Source organism: Agrobacterium sp. Ap1 (genome assembly GCF_017313375.1).
GTDB classification, from domain to species: Bacteria; Pseudomonadota; Alphaproteobacteria; order Rhizobiales; family Rhizobiaceae; genus Neorhizobium; species Neorhizobium cellulosilyticum.
On sequence record NZ_JAFLMY010000006.1, the window covers coordinates 60974 to 77547 of the forward strand.

The 16574-nt window shown below is 55.5% G+C and carries 26 protein-coding genes and 1 tRNA gene; 16 read left to right on the top strand and 11 right to left on the bottom strand.

The window, feature by feature from the left end; genetic code table 11:
* Positions 1 to 51: 51 nt before the first annotated feature.
* From JZX87_RS13745 to JZX87_RS13780, 8 genes are all read left to right on the top strand, one after another.
* A complete protein-coding gene (locus JZX87_RS13745; RefSeq protein WP_206826206.1) occupies positions 52 to 1596 on the top strand; it encodes an undecaprenyl-phosphate glucose phosphotransferase in 1545 nt (514 codons plus the stop codon).
* Positions 1593 to 2855, top strand: a complete 1263-nt coding sequence (locus JZX87_RS13750; RefSeq protein WP_206826208.1) for an O-antigen ligase family protein — start codon at positions 1593 to 1595, stop codon at positions 2853 to 2855. Before JZX87_RS13745 ends, JZX87_RS13750 begins: the two co-directional genes overlap by 4 nt.
* Positions 2856 to 2885: 30 nt before the next feature.
* Positions 2886 to 3176: a helix-turn-helix domain-containing protein gene (locus JZX87_RS13755; protein WP_206826209.1), complete on the top strand. Its 291-nt coding sequence runs from the start codon at positions 2886 to 2888 to the stop codon at positions 3174 to 3176.
* A 71-nt stretch (positions 3177 to 3247) separates the two neighbouring features.
* Positions 3248 to 3397 (top strand): hypothetical protein, encoded by a 150-nt coding sequence (locus JZX87_RS13760; RefSeq protein WP_183685025.1) that lies wholly within the window; start codon positions 3248 to 3250, stop codon positions 3395 to 3397.
* A gap of 93 nt (positions 3398 to 3490) precedes the next feature.
* The gene (locus tag JZX87_RS13765; RefSeq protein WP_112457211.1) at positions 3491 to 3679 is read left to right on the top strand and encodes a hypothetical protein; all 189 of its coding nucleotides are present in this window, start codon (positions 3491 to 3493) and stop codon (positions 3677 to 3679) included.
* A 182-nt stretch (positions 3680 to 3861) separates the two neighbouring features.
* Complete coding sequence (locus JZX87_RS13770) at positions 3862 to 4206, top strand: hypothetical protein (RefSeq protein ID WP_183827115.1); 345 nt, start codon at positions 3862 to 3864, stop codon at positions 4204 to 4206.
* 157 nt (positions 4207 to 4363) lie between these two features.
* A tRNA-Pro gene (locus JZX87_RS13775) sits at positions 4364 to 4440 on the top strand.
* A 569-nt stretch (positions 4441 to 5009) separates the two neighbouring features.
* The gene (locus JZX87_RS13780; RefSeq protein ID WP_206826210.1) at positions 5010 to 6524 is read left to right on the top strand and encodes an anti-phage dCTP deaminase; all 1515 of its coding nucleotides are present in this window, start codon (positions 5010 to 5012) and stop codon (positions 6522 to 6524) included.
* A gap of 202 nt (positions 6525 to 6726) precedes the next feature.
* Here the strand turns inward: JZX87_RS13780 and JZX87_RS13785 are convergent, their stop codons facing one another.
* Together JZX87_RS13785 and JZX87_RS13790 are read right to left on the bottom strand one after the other, a co-directional pair.
* Entirely contained in the window at positions 6727 to 7074 is a 348-nt protein-coding gene (locus tag JZX87_RS13785; protein WP_206826211.1) for a hypothetical protein, read from the bottom strand.
* Positions 7055 to 7510, bottom strand: a complete 456-nt coding sequence (locus tag JZX87_RS13790) for a hypothetical protein (protein ID WP_206826212.1) — start codon at positions 7508 to 7510, stop codon at positions 7055 to 7057. The genes JZX87_RS13785 and JZX87_RS13790 overlap by 20 nt, the downstream gene beginning before the upstream one ends.
* A gap of 68 nt (positions 7511 to 7578) precedes the next feature.
* Here JZX87_RS13790 and JZX87_RS13795 point away from each other — a divergent pair, with 68 nt between their 5' ends.
* The 7 genes from JZX87_RS13795 to JZX87_RS13825 all read left to right on the top strand — a co-directional run bounded on the left by JZX87_RS13795 (position 7579) and on the right by JZX87_RS13825 (position 10189).
* Complete coding sequence (locus JZX87_RS13795) at positions 7579 to 7863, top strand: hypothetical protein (RefSeq protein ID WP_206826213.1); 285 nt, start codon at positions 7579 to 7581, stop codon at positions 7861 to 7863.
* Positions 7860 to 8099, top strand: a complete 240-nt coding sequence (locus tag JZX87_RS13800) for a hypothetical protein (protein ID WP_206826214.1) — start codon at positions 7860 to 7862, stop codon at positions 8097 to 8099. Before JZX87_RS13795 ends, JZX87_RS13800 begins: the two co-directional genes overlap by 4 nt.
* Positions 8096 to 8314 carry an EsV-1-7 cysteine-rich motif-containing protein gene (locus tag JZX87_RS13805; protein WP_206826584.1) on the top strand — a complete coding sequence of 73 codons (219 nt, stop codon included), beginning with the start codon at positions 8096 to 8098 and terminating at the stop codon, positions 8312 to 8314. The genes JZX87_RS13800 and JZX87_RS13805 overlap by 4 nt, the downstream gene beginning before the upstream one ends.
* Before the next feature lie 89 nt (positions 8315 to 8403).
* Entirely contained in the window at positions 8404 to 8541 is a 138-nt protein-coding gene (locus JZX87_RS13810; protein ID WP_206826216.1) for a hypothetical protein, read from the top strand.
* 355 nt (positions 8542 to 8896) lie between these two features.
* Positions 8897 to 9136, top strand: a complete 240-nt coding sequence (locus JZX87_RS13815; protein WP_206826217.1) for a hypothetical protein — start codon at positions 8897 to 8899, stop codon at positions 9134 to 9136.
* Positions 9108 to 9728: a hypothetical protein gene (locus tag JZX87_RS13820; protein WP_206826219.1), complete on the top strand. Its 621-nt coding sequence runs from the start codon at positions 9108 to 9110 to the stop codon at positions 9726 to 9728. The genes JZX87_RS13815 and JZX87_RS13820 overlap by 29 nt, the downstream gene beginning before the upstream one ends.
* Positions 9725 to 10189 carry a hypothetical protein gene (locus JZX87_RS13825; protein ID WP_206826221.1) on the top strand — a complete coding sequence of 155 codons (465 nt, stop codon included), beginning with the start codon at positions 9725 to 9727 and terminating at the stop codon, positions 10187 to 10189. Before JZX87_RS13820 ends, JZX87_RS13825 begins: the two co-directional genes overlap by 4 nt.
* A gap of 261 nt (positions 10190 to 10450) precedes the next feature.
* Here JZX87_RS13825 and JZX87_RS13830 read toward each other — a convergent pair whose 3' ends face one another.
* From JZX87_RS13830 to JZX87_RS13850, 5 genes are all read right to left on the bottom strand, one after another.
* Entirely contained in the window at positions 10451 to 10759 is a 309-nt protein-coding gene (locus JZX87_RS13830; protein ID WP_206826223.1) for a hypothetical protein, read from the bottom strand.
* A gap of 73 nt (positions 10760 to 10832) precedes the next feature.
* Entirely contained in the window at positions 10833 to 12653 is a 1821-nt protein-coding gene (locus JZX87_RS13835) for a hypothetical protein (protein WP_206826225.1), read from the bottom strand.
* Entirely contained in the window at positions 12653 to 13171 is a 519-nt protein-coding gene (locus JZX87_RS13840; protein ID WP_206826227.1) for a hypothetical protein, read from the bottom strand. Before JZX87_RS13840 ends, JZX87_RS13835 begins: the two co-directional genes overlap by 1 nt.
* Positions 13172 to 13183: 12 nt before the next feature.
* On the bottom strand, positions 13184 to 13513 hold the full coding sequence (locus JZX87_RS13845) for a hypothetical protein (protein ID WP_206826229.1): 330 nt from the start codon (positions 13511 to 13513) through the stop codon (positions 13184 to 13186).
* Positions 13514 to 13537: 24 nt separating this feature from the next.
* The gene (locus tag JZX87_RS13850; protein ID WP_206826237.1) at positions 13538 to 14299 is read right to left on the bottom strand and encodes a peptidoglycan-binding protein; all 762 of its coding nucleotides are present in this window, start codon (positions 14297 to 14299) and stop codon (positions 13538 to 13540) included.
* An 82-nt stretch (positions 14300 to 14381) separates the two neighbouring features.
* Between JZX87_RS13850 and JZX87_RS13855 the strand changes: the two genes are divergently transcribed.
* A complete protein-coding gene (locus tag JZX87_RS13855) occupies positions 14382 to 14555 on the top strand; it encodes a hypothetical protein (protein WP_206826238.1) in 174 nt (57 codons plus the stop codon).
* Here JZX87_RS13855 and JZX87_RS13860 read toward each other — a convergent pair.
* From JZX87_RS13860 to JZX87_RS13875, 4 genes are read right to left on the bottom strand one after another with little or no spacing between them, the layout of a single operon-like run.
* Positions 14552 to 14899 (bottom strand): hypothetical protein, encoded by a 348-nt coding sequence (locus JZX87_RS13860; RefSeq protein ID WP_206826239.1) that lies wholly within the window; start codon positions 14897 to 14899, stop codon positions 14552 to 14554. The two genes, JZX87_RS13855 and JZX87_RS13860, sit on opposite strands and share 4 nt — an antisense overlap.
* Positions 14886 to 15221 (bottom strand): hypothetical protein, encoded by a 336-nt coding sequence (locus tag JZX87_RS13865; protein WP_206826240.1) that lies wholly within the window; start codon positions 15219 to 15221, stop codon positions 14886 to 14888. Before JZX87_RS13865 ends, JZX87_RS13860 begins: the two co-directional genes overlap by 14 nt.
* Positions 15221 to 16330 (bottom strand): pyocin knob domain-containing protein, encoded by a 1110-nt coding sequence (locus JZX87_RS13870; protein ID WP_206826242.1) that lies wholly within the window; start codon positions 16328 to 16330, stop codon positions 15221 to 15223. Before JZX87_RS13870 ends, JZX87_RS13865 begins: the two co-directional genes overlap by 1 nt.
* Entirely contained in the window at positions 16314 to 16547 is a 234-nt protein-coding gene (locus tag JZX87_RS13875) for a hypothetical protein (protein ID WP_206826244.1), read from the bottom strand. The genes JZX87_RS13870 and JZX87_RS13875 overlap by 17 nt, the downstream gene beginning before the upstream one ends.
* Positions 16548 to 16574: the final 27 nt, after the last annotated feature.

Sequence of the window (16574 nt, forward strand, 5' to 3'; positions counted from 1 at the left end):
GCGATTTCTCATGATCTCTCCGTTGACAACCGGGAGACGAGGGACCGTTTCATGAGCGACTTGGGCAATCGGCCGGACCTGGACCTCGAGGCATTGCGCCGTAGCGTCGCGGAGGGCGGATCACATAATGGACCGGCAACGCCCGTCGAGCTCAATCCGTTCGCCAAACAGATAGCCGACCAGTTTCGCGACAACAATTATTCACCGACTATGCTGATCGGACAGTTTCGCCTGTTCGAATTCGTATCGCTTCTCGCGATAGGTCTGCTTGCATGCTATTTTCAGCCGGTTCCCGCTGACAGTCATTTCCTCACTCGTTTCGTTGTAACTGCCGTTGGCGCAGCGTTGACGGTGCTGTTCCTGCAGCTTGCCGATACTTATCTCATCCCCTCTATCCGCGCAGCGCGACGGAATGCCAGACGGGTACTCGCCGCCTGGGCGATGGGCTTCATTTTGACCTATCTCGGCGTCTCGATCGCTGAGGGTGTGCTTTACCCCGTCGGCGCTGCAACGATCTGGTTCCTCTGCGGCTGCGCCTTCCTGCTCGGCGAACGCCTTCTGACCGCCTATGCGATCCGCCACTGGGCGCGCAACGGCGTGATGGAGCGCCGTGCCGTCATCGTCGGCGGCGGCGAGCCTGCGAAGCAGTTCATCCGCGCATTGGAACAGCAGCCGGACAACGACATTCGCATCTGCGGCATCTTCGATGACCGCGGCAGCGACCGTTCTCCGAGCGTCGTGGCCGGTTACCCCAAACTTGGCACATTCGCCGAACTGATCGAATTCGCGCGCCTCGCACGCATCGACATGCTGATCATCGCCTTGCCGGCAAGCGCAGAGGCGCGAATCCTGCAGCTCCTTCGCAAACTCTGGGTGCTTCCCGTCGACATCCGGCTCGCGGCTCATGCGAACCGCCTGCGTTTCCGGCCCCGCTCCTACTCGCATGTCGGCTCGGTGCCGATGTTCGACATTTTCGACAAACCGATCCGCGACTGGGATTCCGTTGCAAAACGTTCCTTCGACATCGTTTTCACACTCATTGCTATCATACTTCTGTGGCCGATCATGCTGGCTGCCGCGATCGCGGTCAAAACGACGTCCGAAGGACCGATATTGTTTCGGCAAAACCGGCACGGTTTTAACAACGAAACCATCAAGGTCCTCAAATTCCGTTCCATGTATACGAACATGAGCGACCAGACGGCGGTCAAAGCGGTCACCAAGGGTGACCCGCGCGTTACCCCCGTGGGACGCTTCCTGCGCAAATCATCGATCGATGAACTACCGCAGCTCTTCAACGTGCTGAAGGGCGAACTTTCTCTGGTCGGCCCGCGCCCTCACGCCGTTCACGCCCAGACGGGCGAACGCAAATATGTCGATGTCATCGAAAGCTATTTCGCCCGTCACAGGGTCAAGCCCGGCGTCACGGGATGGGCACAGGTCAAGGGCCTGCGCGGCGAACTCGATTCGGATGAAAAAATCCGTGCCCGTACCCAGCATGACCTGGACTATATCGAGAACTGGTCATTGCTTTTCGATCTCAAAATCCTGTTTCTGACCCCGATCAGCCTGTTCAACACGGACAACGCGTATTGAGCACGGCGAATTTCGAAACCCGGGCCCAGCGCCTTTCCGCAGCACAGATTGCCCGGCTTCTCGGGGCCTGCCTGCTGGCGTTCGGTGTATTCCTGTCGGGTTTTGTCATCTCGGAACCTGCCCCATACGAACTCGTCATGGTGATTCAGATCGCCATCTGGTTCCTGCTTGGCCTGCGCATTTCGCGCACTGTCTGCCTTCTGCTTGCGCTGCTTATGGTCTTCAATATTGGCGGCATGTTCTCCATTACCGTCATGAAGGATATGAGCGGCGCGCCGATGTATATCGCCGTCTCGATTTTTCTTGCGTTAAGTTCGGTCTTCTACGCCGCGATCATCGAGGATGATCCGGGCAGATTCGAACTGATCTTTCGGGTCTGGGTGGTTGCGGCGATCATAACGGCGCTTCTCGGTATCCTCGGCTATTTCAACGCCTTTCCGGGCGCCCATGTTTTTACCCGCTACGATCGCGCCATGGGTGCGTTTCAGGATCCGAACGTGTTCGGGCCTTATCTCATCGCCCCGATCCTCTACATGCTCTACCGGCTGCTGACAGGTCGCCTCATGGAAGCGCCGTTTCTGATCGCCGGCATACTGGTATTGGTTATCGGCGTATTCCTTTCGTTTTCCCGCGCAGCCTGGGGGCTGCTGCTTTTCAGCGGCATTGCGCTTGTCGTCGCAATGCTTTTGAAAGAGCGGACAACCGCATTCCGGCTGAAGATCCTGATGATCTCAGCCATTGCAGCGCTGGCGCTCATTCTTGCCCTGGTCATCGCGCTTCAGATTCCCCAGATCTCAGACCTTTTCACCAACCGTGCCAAGCTGGTGCAGTCATACGACGGAGCAAGGTTCGGCCGTTTCGAACGGCACCGGATCGGCTTCCTGATGGCTATGGAGCGGCCCTTCGGGCTGGGCCCAATGGCATTCGGCAAGATCTATGGCGAGGACGAGCATAATATCTGGCTTAAATCACTCACGACCTACGGCTGGCTGGGTGCGGTGACCTACCAGATCATGATCTGGTCCACGATCTGGATGGGTTTCCGTTATCTCCTGCGGGAGCGACCATGGCAGCCCTATCTGATGATCTGCTGGGTCATGATCCTTGGCCATTCGCTCATCGGCAACGTCATCGACACCGACCACTGGCGACACTTCTATCTGCTTCTCGGCCTCCTGTGGGGCTGCTACGCGCTCGAGCATAAACATATGCGGCGGCAACGCGCCATAGATGCTACGGCAGGTGCCGCAGGCGCTTGACTTCAGCCGGAGTCATTCCAATTCATAAGCATGATTACCACATCGCAATTGCGCGCAGCCCGCGCCATGATCGGGCTTTCGATCGAAGAGCTTGCCGAGGCGGCCGGCGTCTCCGGCAACAGCATTCGTGATGCCGAGGCTTCAACAGGTAATGCCGAGCCGGAGCTTTCAAGAAAACTGAAGCAGGTGCTTGAATCCCGCGGCATCATCTTTGTTTCCGCCGGTCAGCAGGATGCATCCGGTCCTGGCGTCCGCCTGCATCACCAGCCAGTAGAAGAAGGCATCAGACCCCAGAATCTGAATTCGACCAATGACGACTAGATTCCATAAATTTTCTGGAACCATTTGAGTTGAAACGCGTTTCTCCGCCGAAATCTACATCGGGGACATGCATGACACGCAGCAACAACCTTTATCTCATCATCGGCGCACTGATCGTCGTTGTCGCTGGCCTTAGCTTCTATCTATACCGCGAAGAAACAAAGCCTGAAGGCGTTTCAATCAGCATCGGGGAGAATGGCGTGAAAGTTGAAGGACAATAAAAGTAAAATTGCGTATATAAACTTAACTACATAAGCGCATCCTTTATCTCACATTACCTTTGGCAAAGTCGCTGAACACGAAGAGGGGTTCACATTACATCGCATCTCAGCACTGCTGACATCGAGGAAAAAGGTTTGAGGAAAGTATGGAGCGTCGCCGATTTTTCGCGCCGCTACCGCCTCGATACCGAAGAGGAAGCAAGACTTCTGAAGCTTCTCGGGCCTTTCGCCACCCAGCAGGAACTGCTGATGAACGCCAGCCGGGCTCCTCGTTTCAGATAACACCAGGCAAAACATAGCGAAGCACTCATTAATTGAGTGCTTCCTGTCCTGCGTTTGATTATTTCACTATACTTAAAGGCAAACTCTCACCGCGGCGGAACTTTTTGATCCATCAGCGGGTTACTTCTCCGTGGATTTATAATTTATGCGCGACGTCACGGCTTACGCGCGGAGGAGAAGAGATGTTCAAGATGGTTTCAAAATTCGGACTTGCGGCGGCCCTGTCTGTGGCCACGTGCTCGGTCTTTGCCATGCCGGCCGCGGCGCAGGATATGGAGCTTCGCATCGGACCGGATGGGGTACGCCCGGTTATACGCGACCGCGACCGGGATCGTTACGGCGATCGCGACCGGGACCGGGACCGCGGCTGCAGCCCCGGCGAGGCACGTGCCGCGGCACGTGACGAAGGGCTTCGTCGCCCCGAGGTGGTTCGCGTGACATCCCGTAGCGTGACCGTTGAAGGCATGACGCGAAGCGGTCCGGATCGCATCACCTTCGCAAATCGGCGCGGTTGCCCAATCATCTGATTGGGATGCTTTTTCCAAAATTAATCTAGTCCTGCCCTACCTTGCGCGTGCGGCAGGACTTTTTCGTCGGATCATGTGCAACCAGCATCAAGACCGGGATTTTTCGCTTGCGCCAGGAATGTCATGCCAGTATGGAAGTCTTGCTCTCGAAGCAGGTCGGAATGTAGCGCAGCCCGGTAGCGCACTTGACTGGGGGTCAAGGGGTCGTGGGTTCGAATCCCGCCATTCCGACCAATTATCCCCCTGATATCGTTTGATATTATTGGATTTACCTACTTTGCCGGTTTCGGCAAATACGGAACAAAAAGCGCTCAAATCACCAGTTCCGGCGCATAAAGTCCCGAAAAAGTCCCGAACAGACGCAGTGCATGTTCTCGCTTCGTCCACGCGAGCGGTTCATCAAGCTTCTATTTTGATTCTGTTTTGTGCGGCATTTGACGTGGGCTGCGCGTATGGCCAGGATGTATTGCTCGAGGGTTCGTGCACGAAACTGGTAAAACGCGTTCTATGGAACAAAAAAAAGGGCCCCTGTGGAGCCCTTTTTCCTAAAATCTTTTACGCAACTCACTCGCAATCAAACTCGTAGTGGGTCGAGTCGAGCGTGAACTGATCCCTAAAATCTCGCATAGCGTCGTTGTAGGCGGTCTCACTCTTTTCGGCCAAGGACTCGAGACGTTCGAGCATCGATAGCTCCTGAACATCTACGTCCTTTTTTTCCACAACAGGTTGCATTGTCATCCCCGGATTTGAGTGTAAGTGTGAGTCTCAGTGTCACGTCCCACGCTTAACAAAAAGATAACCCAATGACCACCGATACGTTCCCTACAAGCTCGAGAACTTTTCCTGAAGTCGTGATTGGCATCGTTTCGCCCGTAGGGACAAGCCTCAAAAGCACACTCAACGCGCTAGAGGAAGAGCTTAAATCTAAAGGGTACAATTTTTACCATGTGAAAATTTCGAGCTTATTCGAGGAAATCGCTTCGACTGTAGGCTATGAGGCTTTGGACAACAGTTCGCGTTATAGCCGGATCGACAGCTACATTACATTTGGAAATCATCTTCGAGATCATCTCGGCGCACGCACGCTCACCTCATTCGCGATTTCCGAGATCGTCGCGCGTCGTCCAGACGATGAGAAAGATCGAGGCAATGTCTTTGTTGTCGATCAACTTAAGACCGAACAAGAGCTTGAACAATTGCGAGAAGTCTACGGCTCCTCGTTCTTGCAACTCTCAGTTTATTCTGCCCGCGACGTCCGCGTAGACAATCTTGCCAAGCAGATGGCACACGATAACAAGAAAAGAGACGCCAATTTTTTCCGAGAAAAGGCAGAAGCGCTCGTCGCTAGGGACGAAGACGAATTCAACGAACCAAACGGCCAGAAAGTTGGCAAAATATTCCAATTCGCTGATGTGGTGATCAACGACGATCGAGCGGAGGACCATAATAATGTGGCTGATCAGGTGAGGCGTTTCGTTGACTTACTCTTCGGCCACAACGGATATTCACCTAACCGTCAAGAATACGGAATGTATCTCGCGCATTCTGCAGCTCTTAGGAGCCTCGACCTATCGCGCCAGGTCGGAGCTGCTATCTTCCGTAAAACTGGGGAAATAGCGGCGCTGGGCGCTAACGAGGTTCCGAAGGCTGGTGGCGGTACGTATTGGGCTGATGAAGTGTACGACGCTCGCGAATATAAGCTTGACCAGGATAGCAACGACACTCGCAAGGATGAGCTTCTTGATGAGGTTGTTCAAATTTTAACTGGCAGCCAATCTCGGCTCACGGAAGAACAGCTCAAACTTCTGCAAAAGTCCCAATTTATGGATGCGCTAGAATATGGGCGCATCGTCCATGCCGAGATGTGTGCTCTAACCGACGCCGCAAGGCTTGGAATAAGCGTGCAGGATGGAACGCTTTACTGCACGACGTTCCCTTGCCACATGTGCGCAAAACACATAGTGGCTAGCGGATTGGCAAAGGTTGTTTTCCTCGAGCCTTATCCAAAGAGCCTAACATCGGACTTACACTCAGACGCGGTTAAAATCGAAGGCATGTCGCGAGGAGCTTACGGAAAATTCCCTCACGTCGAATTCACACCCTTCTTTGGAATTACGCCCAGAAGGTACCGCGAGTTCTTTGCTCGAGGGAAACGGAAAAAAGCCAACACATTCGCCCACTATAAAAACAATCGACCGTGGCCAATGACTAACGCCTTGCCTGCCACGTATCTCCACATCGAGAGGGCAACAATACAAGGCCTCAAGGAGACCCTAACGGCAAAGGTCTCAGATATGTCGCAGCGAAAATCCAGCTGAGACGCTTCCGAAGCTTCCTCGTTGCTACTATTGGCCACGATGTAGATCATCTCTTGAAGGACGCAAAACCAGAGCAGATTCTTCAAAGAGAAGTACGCGGATCGTTAGTCCGAAAGTAGTATTAGCGAGGCGTCGTCTCACTTCCCGAGGCCCCGTGACCAGCGGGGCTTTCCTTATTTTCAAACCTTTGCAATCGCCGAAATCATCGCTTCCTAGCCATCTCCAGGACGAGCGAGCCGATCGAGCGCGTGAGCCCTTGCATCTCGCCAGCAAGTGTCTCCAGACGCCGACACAGCATATGGACGTGATCATCCTTCTGCTCTCGATCCGCCTTCAATTCGGCGGCAAGCTCCTTCACGGCAGCCGTCGCATTATTGAGGGCGGTCGGGTCAACGATCACAGCCGCGACTTCGGCCGTCGACGCGCTTTTCTGAGGCGATGAGTTTGCGCCAGCAGAGATACCGGCATAACGCACAACGAAAATGATGGCGAGAGTTACGCCAAAGGCGATGACCGCCAGCGGCGGTAGCTCAGACAGTTGTTGTGCCATTGCGTGCTTCCCCTTGATCACGAGCAGCGCGATTGATGTTCACCAGCTCTCCGATTGCAAAGAACGGGTAGATGGCAATCCATGTGCTGACGACGTCAGAGGATGCGAAGCCATAAGTTATGCCTGTCCAGATGAGGCATCCGACAGCTGCAGAAATTTGTCGGATCTGCGGTGTCACCTGCTTCCGAGCACCATTGACCACCAGGCCGATGATACGAAAGCACCCCACGATCAGCATCGTCCATCCCAACGCGTCCTCGGAAGGCACCAAGTCGCGAAACGACATGAAGGCGGGTTGGTTGAACGTCTGCGACGGCAGCAACAGCACGCCCCCGAAGACAATCATATGGATGGAGTAGAACCACTCCATCATGCGAGGGCCGAAGCGATGCTGGATGCGTATCCAGACGCCTGTCCCCCGATAGCCATCGCTCATGAATTTCGTCCTTTCATCGCGGCATTGACTCTAATTGAAAATGAGAACATTTAAGGAACATGCAAGACATGAAACTCATCCAAGCCTTCGATGATTGGTGGGAGGCGCAACCCGAGAAGATCCCGACGAAGCGCGCTCGCGAGAACGCAAGGCTAGCCTTTCTCGCTGGCTGCAAGGCTGCAACCACGAAGAACAGCTATCGATTTCAGTCTGGCCGATGGGTGGTTACCGTCAGCGCATCGACGTTTGCAGAAGCGCAGCGTCTCGCGCTCCAGAGGCTTGACCAGCGGGCCGAGAAGTTCATGGCTTCTCGCCCGCCACAAGGCTGGCAGATCAGGCAAATATCGTCATGAACCTGCCTCGCCTCAAGGACTTTCGTGCCGACACGATCGACATGTCCTGCCGCAGATGCGATCGCCACGGCGTCTATGACCGAAAAGCCCTGATCAAGAAGTTCGGCGCTGCGACCGAATTCGTCGAGCTACGTCGGATCCTGGCCATCGGCTGTGATCGCCGCGGCACGGACGGCTGCGAGGCCTGCTTTCCTTGCCTGCTCAGTGCTAACGTCTTGATCGAGGAACACCGATGAGCGACGAAACCAGAATCACCCGCACAGATCCGGTAATCGTCGAACACTATTGCGACCACGACGGCTGCAAGAAGTGGGGCTGCTACGGCTTCGAGGAAAGCAGAGCCATCACGCTTTGGTATTGTGCCGAGCATCAACCGGGCGTCTACCGTGGCCTCCCTCGGCACGGAGAGGCAAGGTTAGCTGCGGCTGAGATTGCCGACATGCTGAGGTGACGACAAACGCGACTTGGGGCGGTATGGTCGCATTGAACCTGACGCTTCATGTCTACTGCCCCAGCTGCAATCGCAGTGTCGAGATCGACATGACAAAGATGCCACCTGAGGGCACATCGATCGGGCAGAAATTCCGCTGCAAGGAATGCGGGCAACAGGGACAGAATATCGTCAGCCACCGAAGCGCCAACCATTCCTACCCCGGCTCCAAGCGTCCTGCCAAATGATAATGAAGAGGTATCACGGAACATTTTCCTGCCCTCGCCGTTCCATAGCCGCCAGACTCTTGTTGCGTACACATCGAGAATAGGGCCGGCCCCGCTGCGATCCCAAAGCCGCAGCGGGGCTTTTTGATATAGAGGCGAGGGCTGATGCCGCCTCGATTTCTGGTGGAAATTAGTGTTGTGCTTTCCCATGTCTTACTGCACAGGGCGCGTGGCGGGATGATCAATTCGAGTCGGACCTTGTATGGAAACCTATTCGTAAGGCGCTGATGATAAATTTGATACGTCTTGAATTGACTTAGAACGCAACTTGTATCGTATAGAGTTGGCATATTCGGTGGATCACCGGGAGTAGATAATGAGTGACGACGAACCAAGTAATCGGCCTGCGAAAAAGGATGCTACGCTTTTCCCTTTCGGATTTGGGATCCAGCGTATCGACGATAGCATTCTGGTCATCGATTTCCTCGACGCTGATACCGACGACACTTCTGGACGAGTGATATCCTCGATCGCCATGCCGCGACGGAGAGCGGAACTACTCGCTCGGGCCATTCTTGAGATTGACGATGAAGTTGAGCAATCTGTACAGAACTAAAGATCAAGCAAAGATCAAAAAACATTACGACCTAGTTTCCGAGAGACTGGAGTTACTGTCTCGCGAAACAAAATCATCGTATTTCTACGGTGAGCGTAGCCGCTACGCTTACGTTAACAACAGCCGCCGGATTGACGCTGCTTCGTGGTGCGCGCTTGTTGATGGATTAGACATTGATTTTTCTTTTCAAAGTCAATTCCTCGATCATTTGGAGCCAAATGAAAGCGCGTTCTCTGAGTACAGCGATCTCGTCAGTAGGTTGATATCGGCAATCCGTGACTACATTGAACATAAGGCTGAAGTCGCAAGTGCCCTTCCAGTCTCTGAGGCCGCAGCTCGCAATTATTTTTACTTGATCCCAGTTTTGTTTAGGCGAGCGCATGAAATTACGATTGACGCTGATACTGGCTTTGTGTCGGTTGCGCTTCTGTGCAGCGACGACAGCGTCATGACAGCACTCATTACTGGTCGCGGTGATATACACTATTCTTATGTTGGCCGCGGCACAAAGATCGTCAAAATTTCGGGTGTCGCCAAGATAAAACACTCGAGAGATTTTGGCAGATTTGAACGAGTGCTGAGGATGCTATGAGCGAAGCGATCGTAGTGGCTATCAGCTCTGGCACGGCTTCCAGATATATCAAACCTGCTTGGTTAGGCGAGGCTGGCGATATACAGCCCATCGCATTCGATCTAAGAGATTGTGCGCCTCCCGAAACGTACGTTTCGTTCTTCCTGACTCAGGGAAATGATGAGGAGGAGCACTTTGAAGTTGCCTTCGCTTTGATCCGTCGACGCATTCGGATCAAAAGTGGCGCGGTAATATTGATGGATATTGCTGAATGCCTCGAAGAGGTCAACGATGAAGATCAACCGATCATTTCCTTCCGTGACCAAAAGCTTCCGCATTGCGGTCTATTTTACCACACCCCAGACCTGACGAAGATAACTGAGGCGAAAACGACTCTTTGTTTTCTTGCTAGGGAAAGGATAAGACACGCGCCATCAAATGACGATGGCGCCAACCTAGTCTGTGAGATTAGTGGGCAGTGAGTGGTGGTCTTCTTGACTGACTTGCGCCGCGCATCGTTCAGTCGAGCAGTCGATGTCAGGGCGGTGGGATTGAACATGGCACTTTTCTGCAATTTTGGCAGTCCTGTGAAAGCGCCATCTCCCACGCTGGGATGTTCTGTCACTGCTTCCCCAATTTCGAAACAAGGAAGCGCCCTCGTTGCAAGGGGTCAATGCAGACTGCCGCCACTGGTTTGGAAACGGTGGCGGTAGTTTTGGCAATGTCAGGGCGATGGGGTCAGCCTACTCGTCCCCGCGATCGACAATCACATTGCCCGGGTCATCAGCGGAGCCGTAAGCGAAGAATTCCGGAAAGCTTGAGTTTGGCTTTCGTCCTATCCGGATTTCACCTGTGTCAAAATTGATTTGGCACCAGTCGCTTGAGAACTGAACGTCTCGCACGATCAGCGGATCGTTGCCAAAAGCAAGACTCACTCGAACCTCTGTCCAAGCAGTGATGCCGCCGCCTTCAAAAAAGATACCGCAATCGTTCTCAGAGTGCTGAATCTCCAGCAGTGCTTTGCCAAGTAAGCGTTGTTTTATGAGATCCATGTCTAGTCATATCCGTTAAAGTGGACACCGATAACTCGATACATGCAAACAAGAAAGATGTCAGGGCGGTGGGCTACTTCACATCGAAGCCCCAAAGTTTAAGGCTCGATGTATCGTCGCCGACATAGCTGGTAGTGCCGGCCGCGTCAGACGCCATTCGCACGAACAGGAATGGGTTATTCGGCATCGTGGCATCGTAAGTGATCCTGATTATGACGCGCCAGAAGCCGTCAGGATCAAGGGTGGCTGTGGCGCTCTGATGAACCTGCGCTGTGCCATCGTCACCTGTGGTCCTGGCGGTCGCGCCGGTCGCGAGGTTGATGGCGTATTTCATCGCAGCGTAGTTGCCGCCGTTCTTACCTATCTCGATAACCGCATGACGAGATCCGGTGCCTCGCGCGATGCTGACAGAATACTCCTTCGTCGTACTGGCAAGCCCGGTGATCGACGACGTGAGAACGATGCTGTGATCGTTGTTCGCCGCAAGCTCACGAATGACTGCAGCCGTCAGCTTATGCTCGGGCGAATACACGTCCTGCGCTGCCCGGGCCGCGCCGGCGCTCAGGCTCCACCCGCTGAAACTCTTGCTGCGATAGGCTGTAGCAGCCGACAAATCGTACCCGACATACACGGCCGATGCGCCGGGGATCTTCGCAGGAACGTTAAAGCCTGCGCCTGCCGCTGCTCGCTTGTTACCTTGGGCGTTGAAGTGCGTGCCGTCTATCGTGTCACCGAGAACCTGCAGCGTACCTGGCGTGCCGACGCTTTCGACGCCTACTGCGATGTCCATCACGTTGCTGAGACCGCGCAGGGTCGTGTTTCGCGCACGACGAACCGTATCGCGCCCGGCGTTGTAGACATTGTTGGATGCCTGAGAGGTGACAACGGGCGGGATAGTCGGAAGGAATGCAAGGTCAAATCCCTGTCGGCCAATATACGCTGAGACATTGCTGTCCAGCGTGGCCTCGCTGTCAGAGTTGAATATGACGTCGTTAGTGCCGCCTACAGGGATCAGCACCTTGCCGCGTTTCCTGCCGCCTATCTTGTCACGGTAAACCGTCTTGGACGGATCAGCCATTTCCGCAGCACGTCCGCCGGGAACCGAGATATCGATGCAGGGCATAAACGGCAGGAGAATACGCGCTACCGATCCAATTGCACCATTGAGGGTGTCGGGGATGTCAGAGCGAACACCGCCGACGAGGACACCAGCATGGTTGCTGTCAATCCCAATCACGGCTGTCGGGATGGAGAGATCACCGCCAGACCAGCCAAAGAAGCTCGGCCCCCAAAAGTCGCCAGCCCCATTGTAGGTGTCGGTGTAGATGCTGTTGGTACCCACGTAGTTCGGCAAACCGCTTGCGGCGTAGCGCAGAGCCTCACCCTGCGCGTAGTCTGCCCTTGCATGGCTATAGTAGCCGCCGTTTGTGAACTCGGCGAAATAGGTCAGCATGGCATGGCTGCCGACCTTGGGGCGGATTGCCGCGCGATGCACGGTCTCTTCAAAACCCTGCGCCGTGTCCTTGATATTGTCGTAGGTCGTGAGCTGCAGCGCGCCGTTCGTGTCGGTCCAGATCAGCGAGCACGATGTCTTCATCGTGCCGCCAGTGTTCCACTCACCTTGCCCCGCCGAAGCGCCGCCATGCCAGAAGCGGACCTCATGCGACCCGTCCGACATATCGGCCATGATCGGAAAGTGGCAGTGTCCCGCCACCTGCTTGCCAGAAGCACCGAGACCGGCGCCACCATTATACTCGTTCGGGATCGCTTTGACGTAGGAAATGGGGCGAAGTACTGGCTCGACCACCCCGCCGCCCTGTGTGGGTGATAAAATCCGCGACCCTCCTGCCGAAAAGTCGAAACCAATGTTGAAGGGTCCCGGAATAGCGGCCATTACACGTTCACCTTCGCTTCCGCACCCAGGATGTCAGGGACTTTCGATATGATGATGTCTCGCAGGGCAGACTGGTCTACCCCGAGCTTTTCCAGAGCGTCCGGGTTCTTGCTTCGGACATAGCCAATCGCTTCCGAGATGATCTCGCCAGTGACAAGGCTAGGCGCGGCAGCTCGTACCCCTCCCCTTGCCAGAGCAAATTTGAGAGCGTTGAGAGCAGCCTGGTGGATCGCGTCGCGGAGCTTGCCCTCGACCTCGAGCCTCTGTTTTTCATCCGTCACCTTCAGGACGGCAAGCAGTCGCGCCGAAATCCATCCGACCAGGACAGGCCCGACGGTGGAAACGAGGAGAACGACGATCGGCTGCACAATCTCCCAAACGTCGCCCCAGATCGTATAGGGAGCGATGATCGGTTCGGCGGCTTGTGCGAAAGCCGGCTGGAACGTGAAGACGACAACCCAGATGATAGTCAAAACGGCAAGACCAAGTGCCAGCCAGTGTATGAAATTGCGTGTCATGGATGACGTCTCCTACAGTGCCCGCTTCGCTTCGCGAACGGCGGTCGAAATTGTGAGGGCCGCGGCGCTGGCAGCCACAAGCACGGTTGCGAGGGTGGCACTGTCAGTGCGCTTGCAAAGCGCCGCCTCCCCTTCGAAGAGACTGTCGTGTGCCGAGATCGCAGCCGCTTCGGTCTTGGCGCTCAATTTCCCGGCGACAATGAAGGGCTGCAGTACGGCGAATGCCGTCTGGGCGCCGTCGCAGATCTGCGGCAGGCTCTTCCGGATGCCGGCATCGATGTCGGTGGTAGTGCATGCGGACAGCGCAACGGCCGCCGCTGCGAGGATCGCAGTGCGTTTCATGGTGGTAGTCCCCTTTTTGAAAAATCAGGCAGCGATTTTCGAGAGCGCATCCTTGCGCACATCGAAGGACGGGCATGCCTTGGCGGCATACTCGTTATGCCCGGTCACTTTGGTGATCGGGAATTTCTTGCACAGCTGCTGGACCAGCCACAGCATGGACGCGCGCTGCGCAGCCGTCCGAGTATCCTTCGGCGTCTTGCCATCAGAAGACACGCCACCGATGTAGGAGATGCCAACCGTGCCGGTGTTATGACCTTCGACATGGGCGCCGACCTGTCCAATTGGCCGACCGACCATCACACGGCCATCCCGGTAGATCACGTAGTGGTAGCCGACATCAGAGAACCCGCGCAACTTGTGCCAGGCGCGGATGTCGTCGACCGTGTAATCTTTCCCCTCGGCCGTCGCTGCGCAGTGGACAATCAGCTCACGGATCGGCCGAGCAGTATCGAGTAGCTTCAGGCTCAGGACATTTGGCGGAGCTGATGCGACATCTCTGCCCGCAACGACCCCAGCCGTGTGCTGAAGCATCGCGCTCTTGTCCGGCTCAGGCCGCGCTGCTTTGGCCGGCATCGTCACCTGCTTGAGGGCCGCCAGCGTCTGCGGCCCAATTTTCCCGTCAACGACGAGATCGTATGCGGCTTGAAAGGTCCTCACCGACTTCTCGGTCTTCTCTCCGAAGTCTCCGTCGGTACCGAGAGTGGGTGTTGCTCCAGCGGCGTTGAGCAGGCGTTGAACATCCTTCACGGCAGCACCTTTGCTGCCGCGCTTTAGCACGGTTGCCATGATATTATCCTTTTAGTGGAGGCTCTTGCCGCCGATTGCTGAGAGGGCTTATCGTCCCGCGCGCGAATCAAGAGGCACGATGATGGATGACACCAATCCTGAGGATCAGATCCAATTGACCGAAACCGACAAAGCGAAATCGGAAGATATTGCTTCGGAGCTCAGAGAAACAGCGCGGAAGTTGCGAGAACTCTCTGATTTTTTGACTGATCTGGCTACGAAGCCGATCGAGCCAGGGCCGAAGACGCTTCATTAGACGCCAGCAGGGAGATCGGGCCAATCAATGGTAGGCATATCTCCTATAAATTCCTCAATCGTCGGCGGAGAGATCGTGCCGGCCCTAACAGCTGCTAGGCGGTCGAACATCTGACCGAGGCAGGCATCGCGCCACGCGATATATGCCGCAGCCTCGGCAGCCCATTGAGGATTGGTGCTCGCGAAATACGCAGGCACGGTGAGCCTGTTATCGTATTTGCGCTGCTGAGCGACATCATCGAGATGTGTATCGAAAGCTGATTTGTAAGCTGCCAAAAGGCTGGCCTGAGTTTCAGCAGCTTTTTGCTCTGCCGTGATGATGCAGGAAGCGTCAGGCATCCACATCGGCGACCTCCTGTAGTTCGGCTACCGGCGGATCGAACGGAACTTCGATAACGCCGTCAGGTGGGTCGATAATAGGTTCCGGGAATGCGACAGCCTCCGAAGGATTGGAGCCATGCGGCAGGATGAGTGTCAGGTGGATTTCGCCATCGATCCTGTCGACAGGGCCGACGATCCACGCGCATGGAACAGAGCCGGCCGGGATTGTCGCGCCATCAGGCACGCTCGAAAAGTCGAATTGCTCGCCGTTGATTGTGAGAACGTCGCCGGACTTCGATACCGTCAACGCGTCGTCGCGGCGCTGTGGGAAAAGATTGATTTTCATTAGAACCAAGTCCCGTGAGCTTTTGCGTGAAATCCCCTGCTCGTGACCGGAAGCGACGCACCAGCCGCAAAGCCGAGAAGTGCAGAGGTCGGGCTGACGCTGTAAACACCTTGAGCGATCAGCGCCAAGGTACTGCCCGCAGGAGTATAAGGTGAAAAACTGACGGTCGGATTCACTGCGAAGGCCGCCGGAAAAGACCACGGAACAGCGCTCGACCGATAAAGCAATCCAGAGTCACCGTACTCAGCGCCGAAGTTTGCGGTACCGTTAAACCGGCAAATCTGCGTTCCGTCAGCAAACCGAACATATTCACCGTTCGCGTTTATCCCGCGCTCGATTATGGCCCCTGACGGGACCCCAGAGGCTTGCGATACAGGGCCGACTACCCCTGCGGAATAACTTCTCCACGGCCGCCAAACTCCATCGACCTTCGATCTGGAGAACTCGACGTTCGTTCCAAAAACGGACGTGGCCTTCTGCTTCGCCTGTGTAAGGTCAGGCCAAAGGATCGTCTCGACAAGCCAATAGCCGGTGACAGGAGGGCGGTTTGCTGCCGTGTCATCGCATACGCTCCATCCATTCTCATTGATCGTATTGAGGTCTGTGACAATCGCCGGTGTCGATCGAATTCTAGGAGGAAGCTGCCCGTTCGGAATGGTCCCGAGATCACCATAGACAGCAGCACCCGTCGTGCGTGACAGAAGCGTCCTCGCCAGCAAGGTCAGCGCCGTTAGGCCCATCGTTCCTGCGCCGGTGAAAAACTGTAGTTTGTCGGCCGCACCCACCAATCCGGATAGCGCCTCAATATTCCCTGAGCCGCCGAGAAGCTCGATCAACTGACGCGCCTGTGCCGTCACCCGCGAATTGTCACCCTGATATCGAACGCGATAGGAGGCGCCGGAAAGTGCCGCGCCGCGAACGCCGATGGGATAAAGCGTCAGCGAAGTGTTAGATTCGACGCTCTGAACGATCCCGTGCCACCCGGGAGCGAAGAATTCGTCACCTTCTCTGAAGCCGGCGGCAAGCCAGGCTGTCCCGACCCCTGAAACCGCTGTTCCGCCGGCCGCCGCGGAGATGGTCCCGGCAACATAATCACTCTGGATTGCCATCGGCCGTCTCCTGAAGCTCACCGTTGATCCGTATCTCGTCGCGCAATTCGTCGAGCTCACTGGAAAGACGGTCGCGTTCGCCAATGGCCTCGTCGCGCTGCGCCGTCCGCTCGGCTAGCGCCTGCGCCAGCGTCAGGACACGTTGCTTGAGAAACTCCATCTGGATCAGTTGCTCATGATGAACGATTTTAGGATCTATTTGCATGGATTCAGTCATTTCGGATGTTTCCCTGAAAAGGAGCGG

Coding starts and splice junctions, on each gene's coding strand:
- JZX87_RS13755 (WP_206826209.1), top strand. CDS start 2,886: ATGATTACCACATCGCAATTGCGCGCAGCCCGCGCCATGATCGGGCTT.
- JZX87_RS13865 (WP_206826240.1), bottom strand. CDS start 15,221: ATGAAAATCAATCTTTTCCCACAGCGCCGCGACGACGCGTTGACGGTA.
- JZX87_RS13855 (WP_206826238.1), top strand. CDS start 14,382: ATGGATGACACCAATCCTGAGGATCAGATCCAATTGACCGAAACCGAC.
- JZX87_RS13780 (WP_206826210.1), top strand. CDS start 5,010: ATGACCACCGATACGTTCCCTACAAGCTCGAGAACTTTTCCTGAAGTC.
- JZX87_RS13875 (WP_206826244.1), bottom strand. CDS start 16,547: ATGACTGAATCCATGCAAATAGATCCTAAAATCGTTCATCATGAGCAA.
- JZX87_RS13850 (WP_206826237.1), bottom strand. CDS start 14,299: ATGGCAACCGTGCTAAAGCGCGGCAGCAAAGGTGCTGCCGTGAAGGAT.
- JZX87_RS13860 (WP_206826239.1), bottom strand. CDS start 14,899: ATGTGGATGCCTGACGCTTCCTGCATCATCACGGCAGAGCAAAAAGCT.
- JZX87_RS13805 (WP_206826584.1), top strand. CDS start 8,096: ATGAGCGACGAAACCAGAATCACCCGCACAGATCCGGTAATCGTCGAA.
- JZX87_RS13870 (WP_206826242.1), bottom strand. CDS start 16,330: ATGGCAATCCAGAGTGATTATGTTGCCGGGACCATCTCCGCGGCGGCC.
- JZX87_RS13785 (WP_206826211.1), bottom strand. CDS start 7,074: ATGGCACAACAACTGTCTGAGCTACCGCCGCTGGCGGTCATCGCCTTT.
- JZX87_RS13830 (WP_206826223.1), bottom strand. CDS start 10,759: ATGGATCTCATAAAACAACGCTTACTTGGCAAAGCACTGCTGGAGATT.
- JZX87_RS13845 (WP_206826229.1), bottom strand. CDS start 13,513: ATGAAACGCACTGCGATCCTCGCAGCGGCGGCCGTTGCGCTGTCCGCA.
- JZX87_RS13825 (WP_206826221.1), top strand. CDS start 9,725: ATGAGCGAAGCGATCGTAGTGGCTATCAGCTCTGGCACGGCTTCCAGA.
- JZX87_RS13835 (WP_206826225.1), bottom strand. CDS start 12,653: ATGGCCGCTATTCCGGGACCCTTCAACATTGGTTTCGACTTTTCGGCA.
- JZX87_RS13810 (WP_206826216.1), top strand. CDS start 8,404: ATGACAAAGATGCCACCTGAGGGCACATCGATCGGGCAGAAATTCCGC.
- JZX87_RS13760 (WP_183685025.1), top strand. CDS start 3,248: ATGACACGCAGCAACAACCTTTATCTCATCATCGGCGCACTGATCGTC.
- JZX87_RS13795 (WP_206826213.1), top strand. CDS start 7,579: ATGAAACTCATCCAAGCCTTCGATGATTGGTGGGAGGCGCAACCCGAG.
- JZX87_RS13820 (WP_206826219.1), top strand. CDS start 9,108: ATGAAGTTGAGCAATCTGTACAGAACTAAAGATCAAGCAAAGATCAAA.
- JZX87_RS13745 (WP_206826206.1), top strand. CDS start 52: ATGAGCGACTTGGGCAATCGGCCGGACCTGGACCTCGAGGCATTGCGC.
- JZX87_RS13840 (WP_206826227.1), bottom strand. CDS start 13,171: ATGACACGCAATTTCATACACTGGCTGGCACTTGGTCTTGCCGTTTTG.
- JZX87_RS13815 (WP_206826217.1), top strand. CDS start 8,897: ATGAGTGACGACGAACCAAGTAATCGGCCTGCGAAAAAGGATGCTACG.
- JZX87_RS13800 (WP_206826214.1), top strand. CDS start 7,860: ATGAACCTGCCTCGCCTCAAGGACTTTCGTGCCGACACGATCGACATG.
- JZX87_RS13790 (WP_206826212.1), bottom strand. CDS start 7,510: ATGAGCGATGGCTATCGGGGGACAGGCGTCTGGATACGCATCCAGCAT.
- JZX87_RS13770 (WP_183827115.1), top strand. CDS start 3,862: ATGTTCAAGATGGTTTCAAAATTCGGACTTGCGGCGGCCCTGTCTGTG.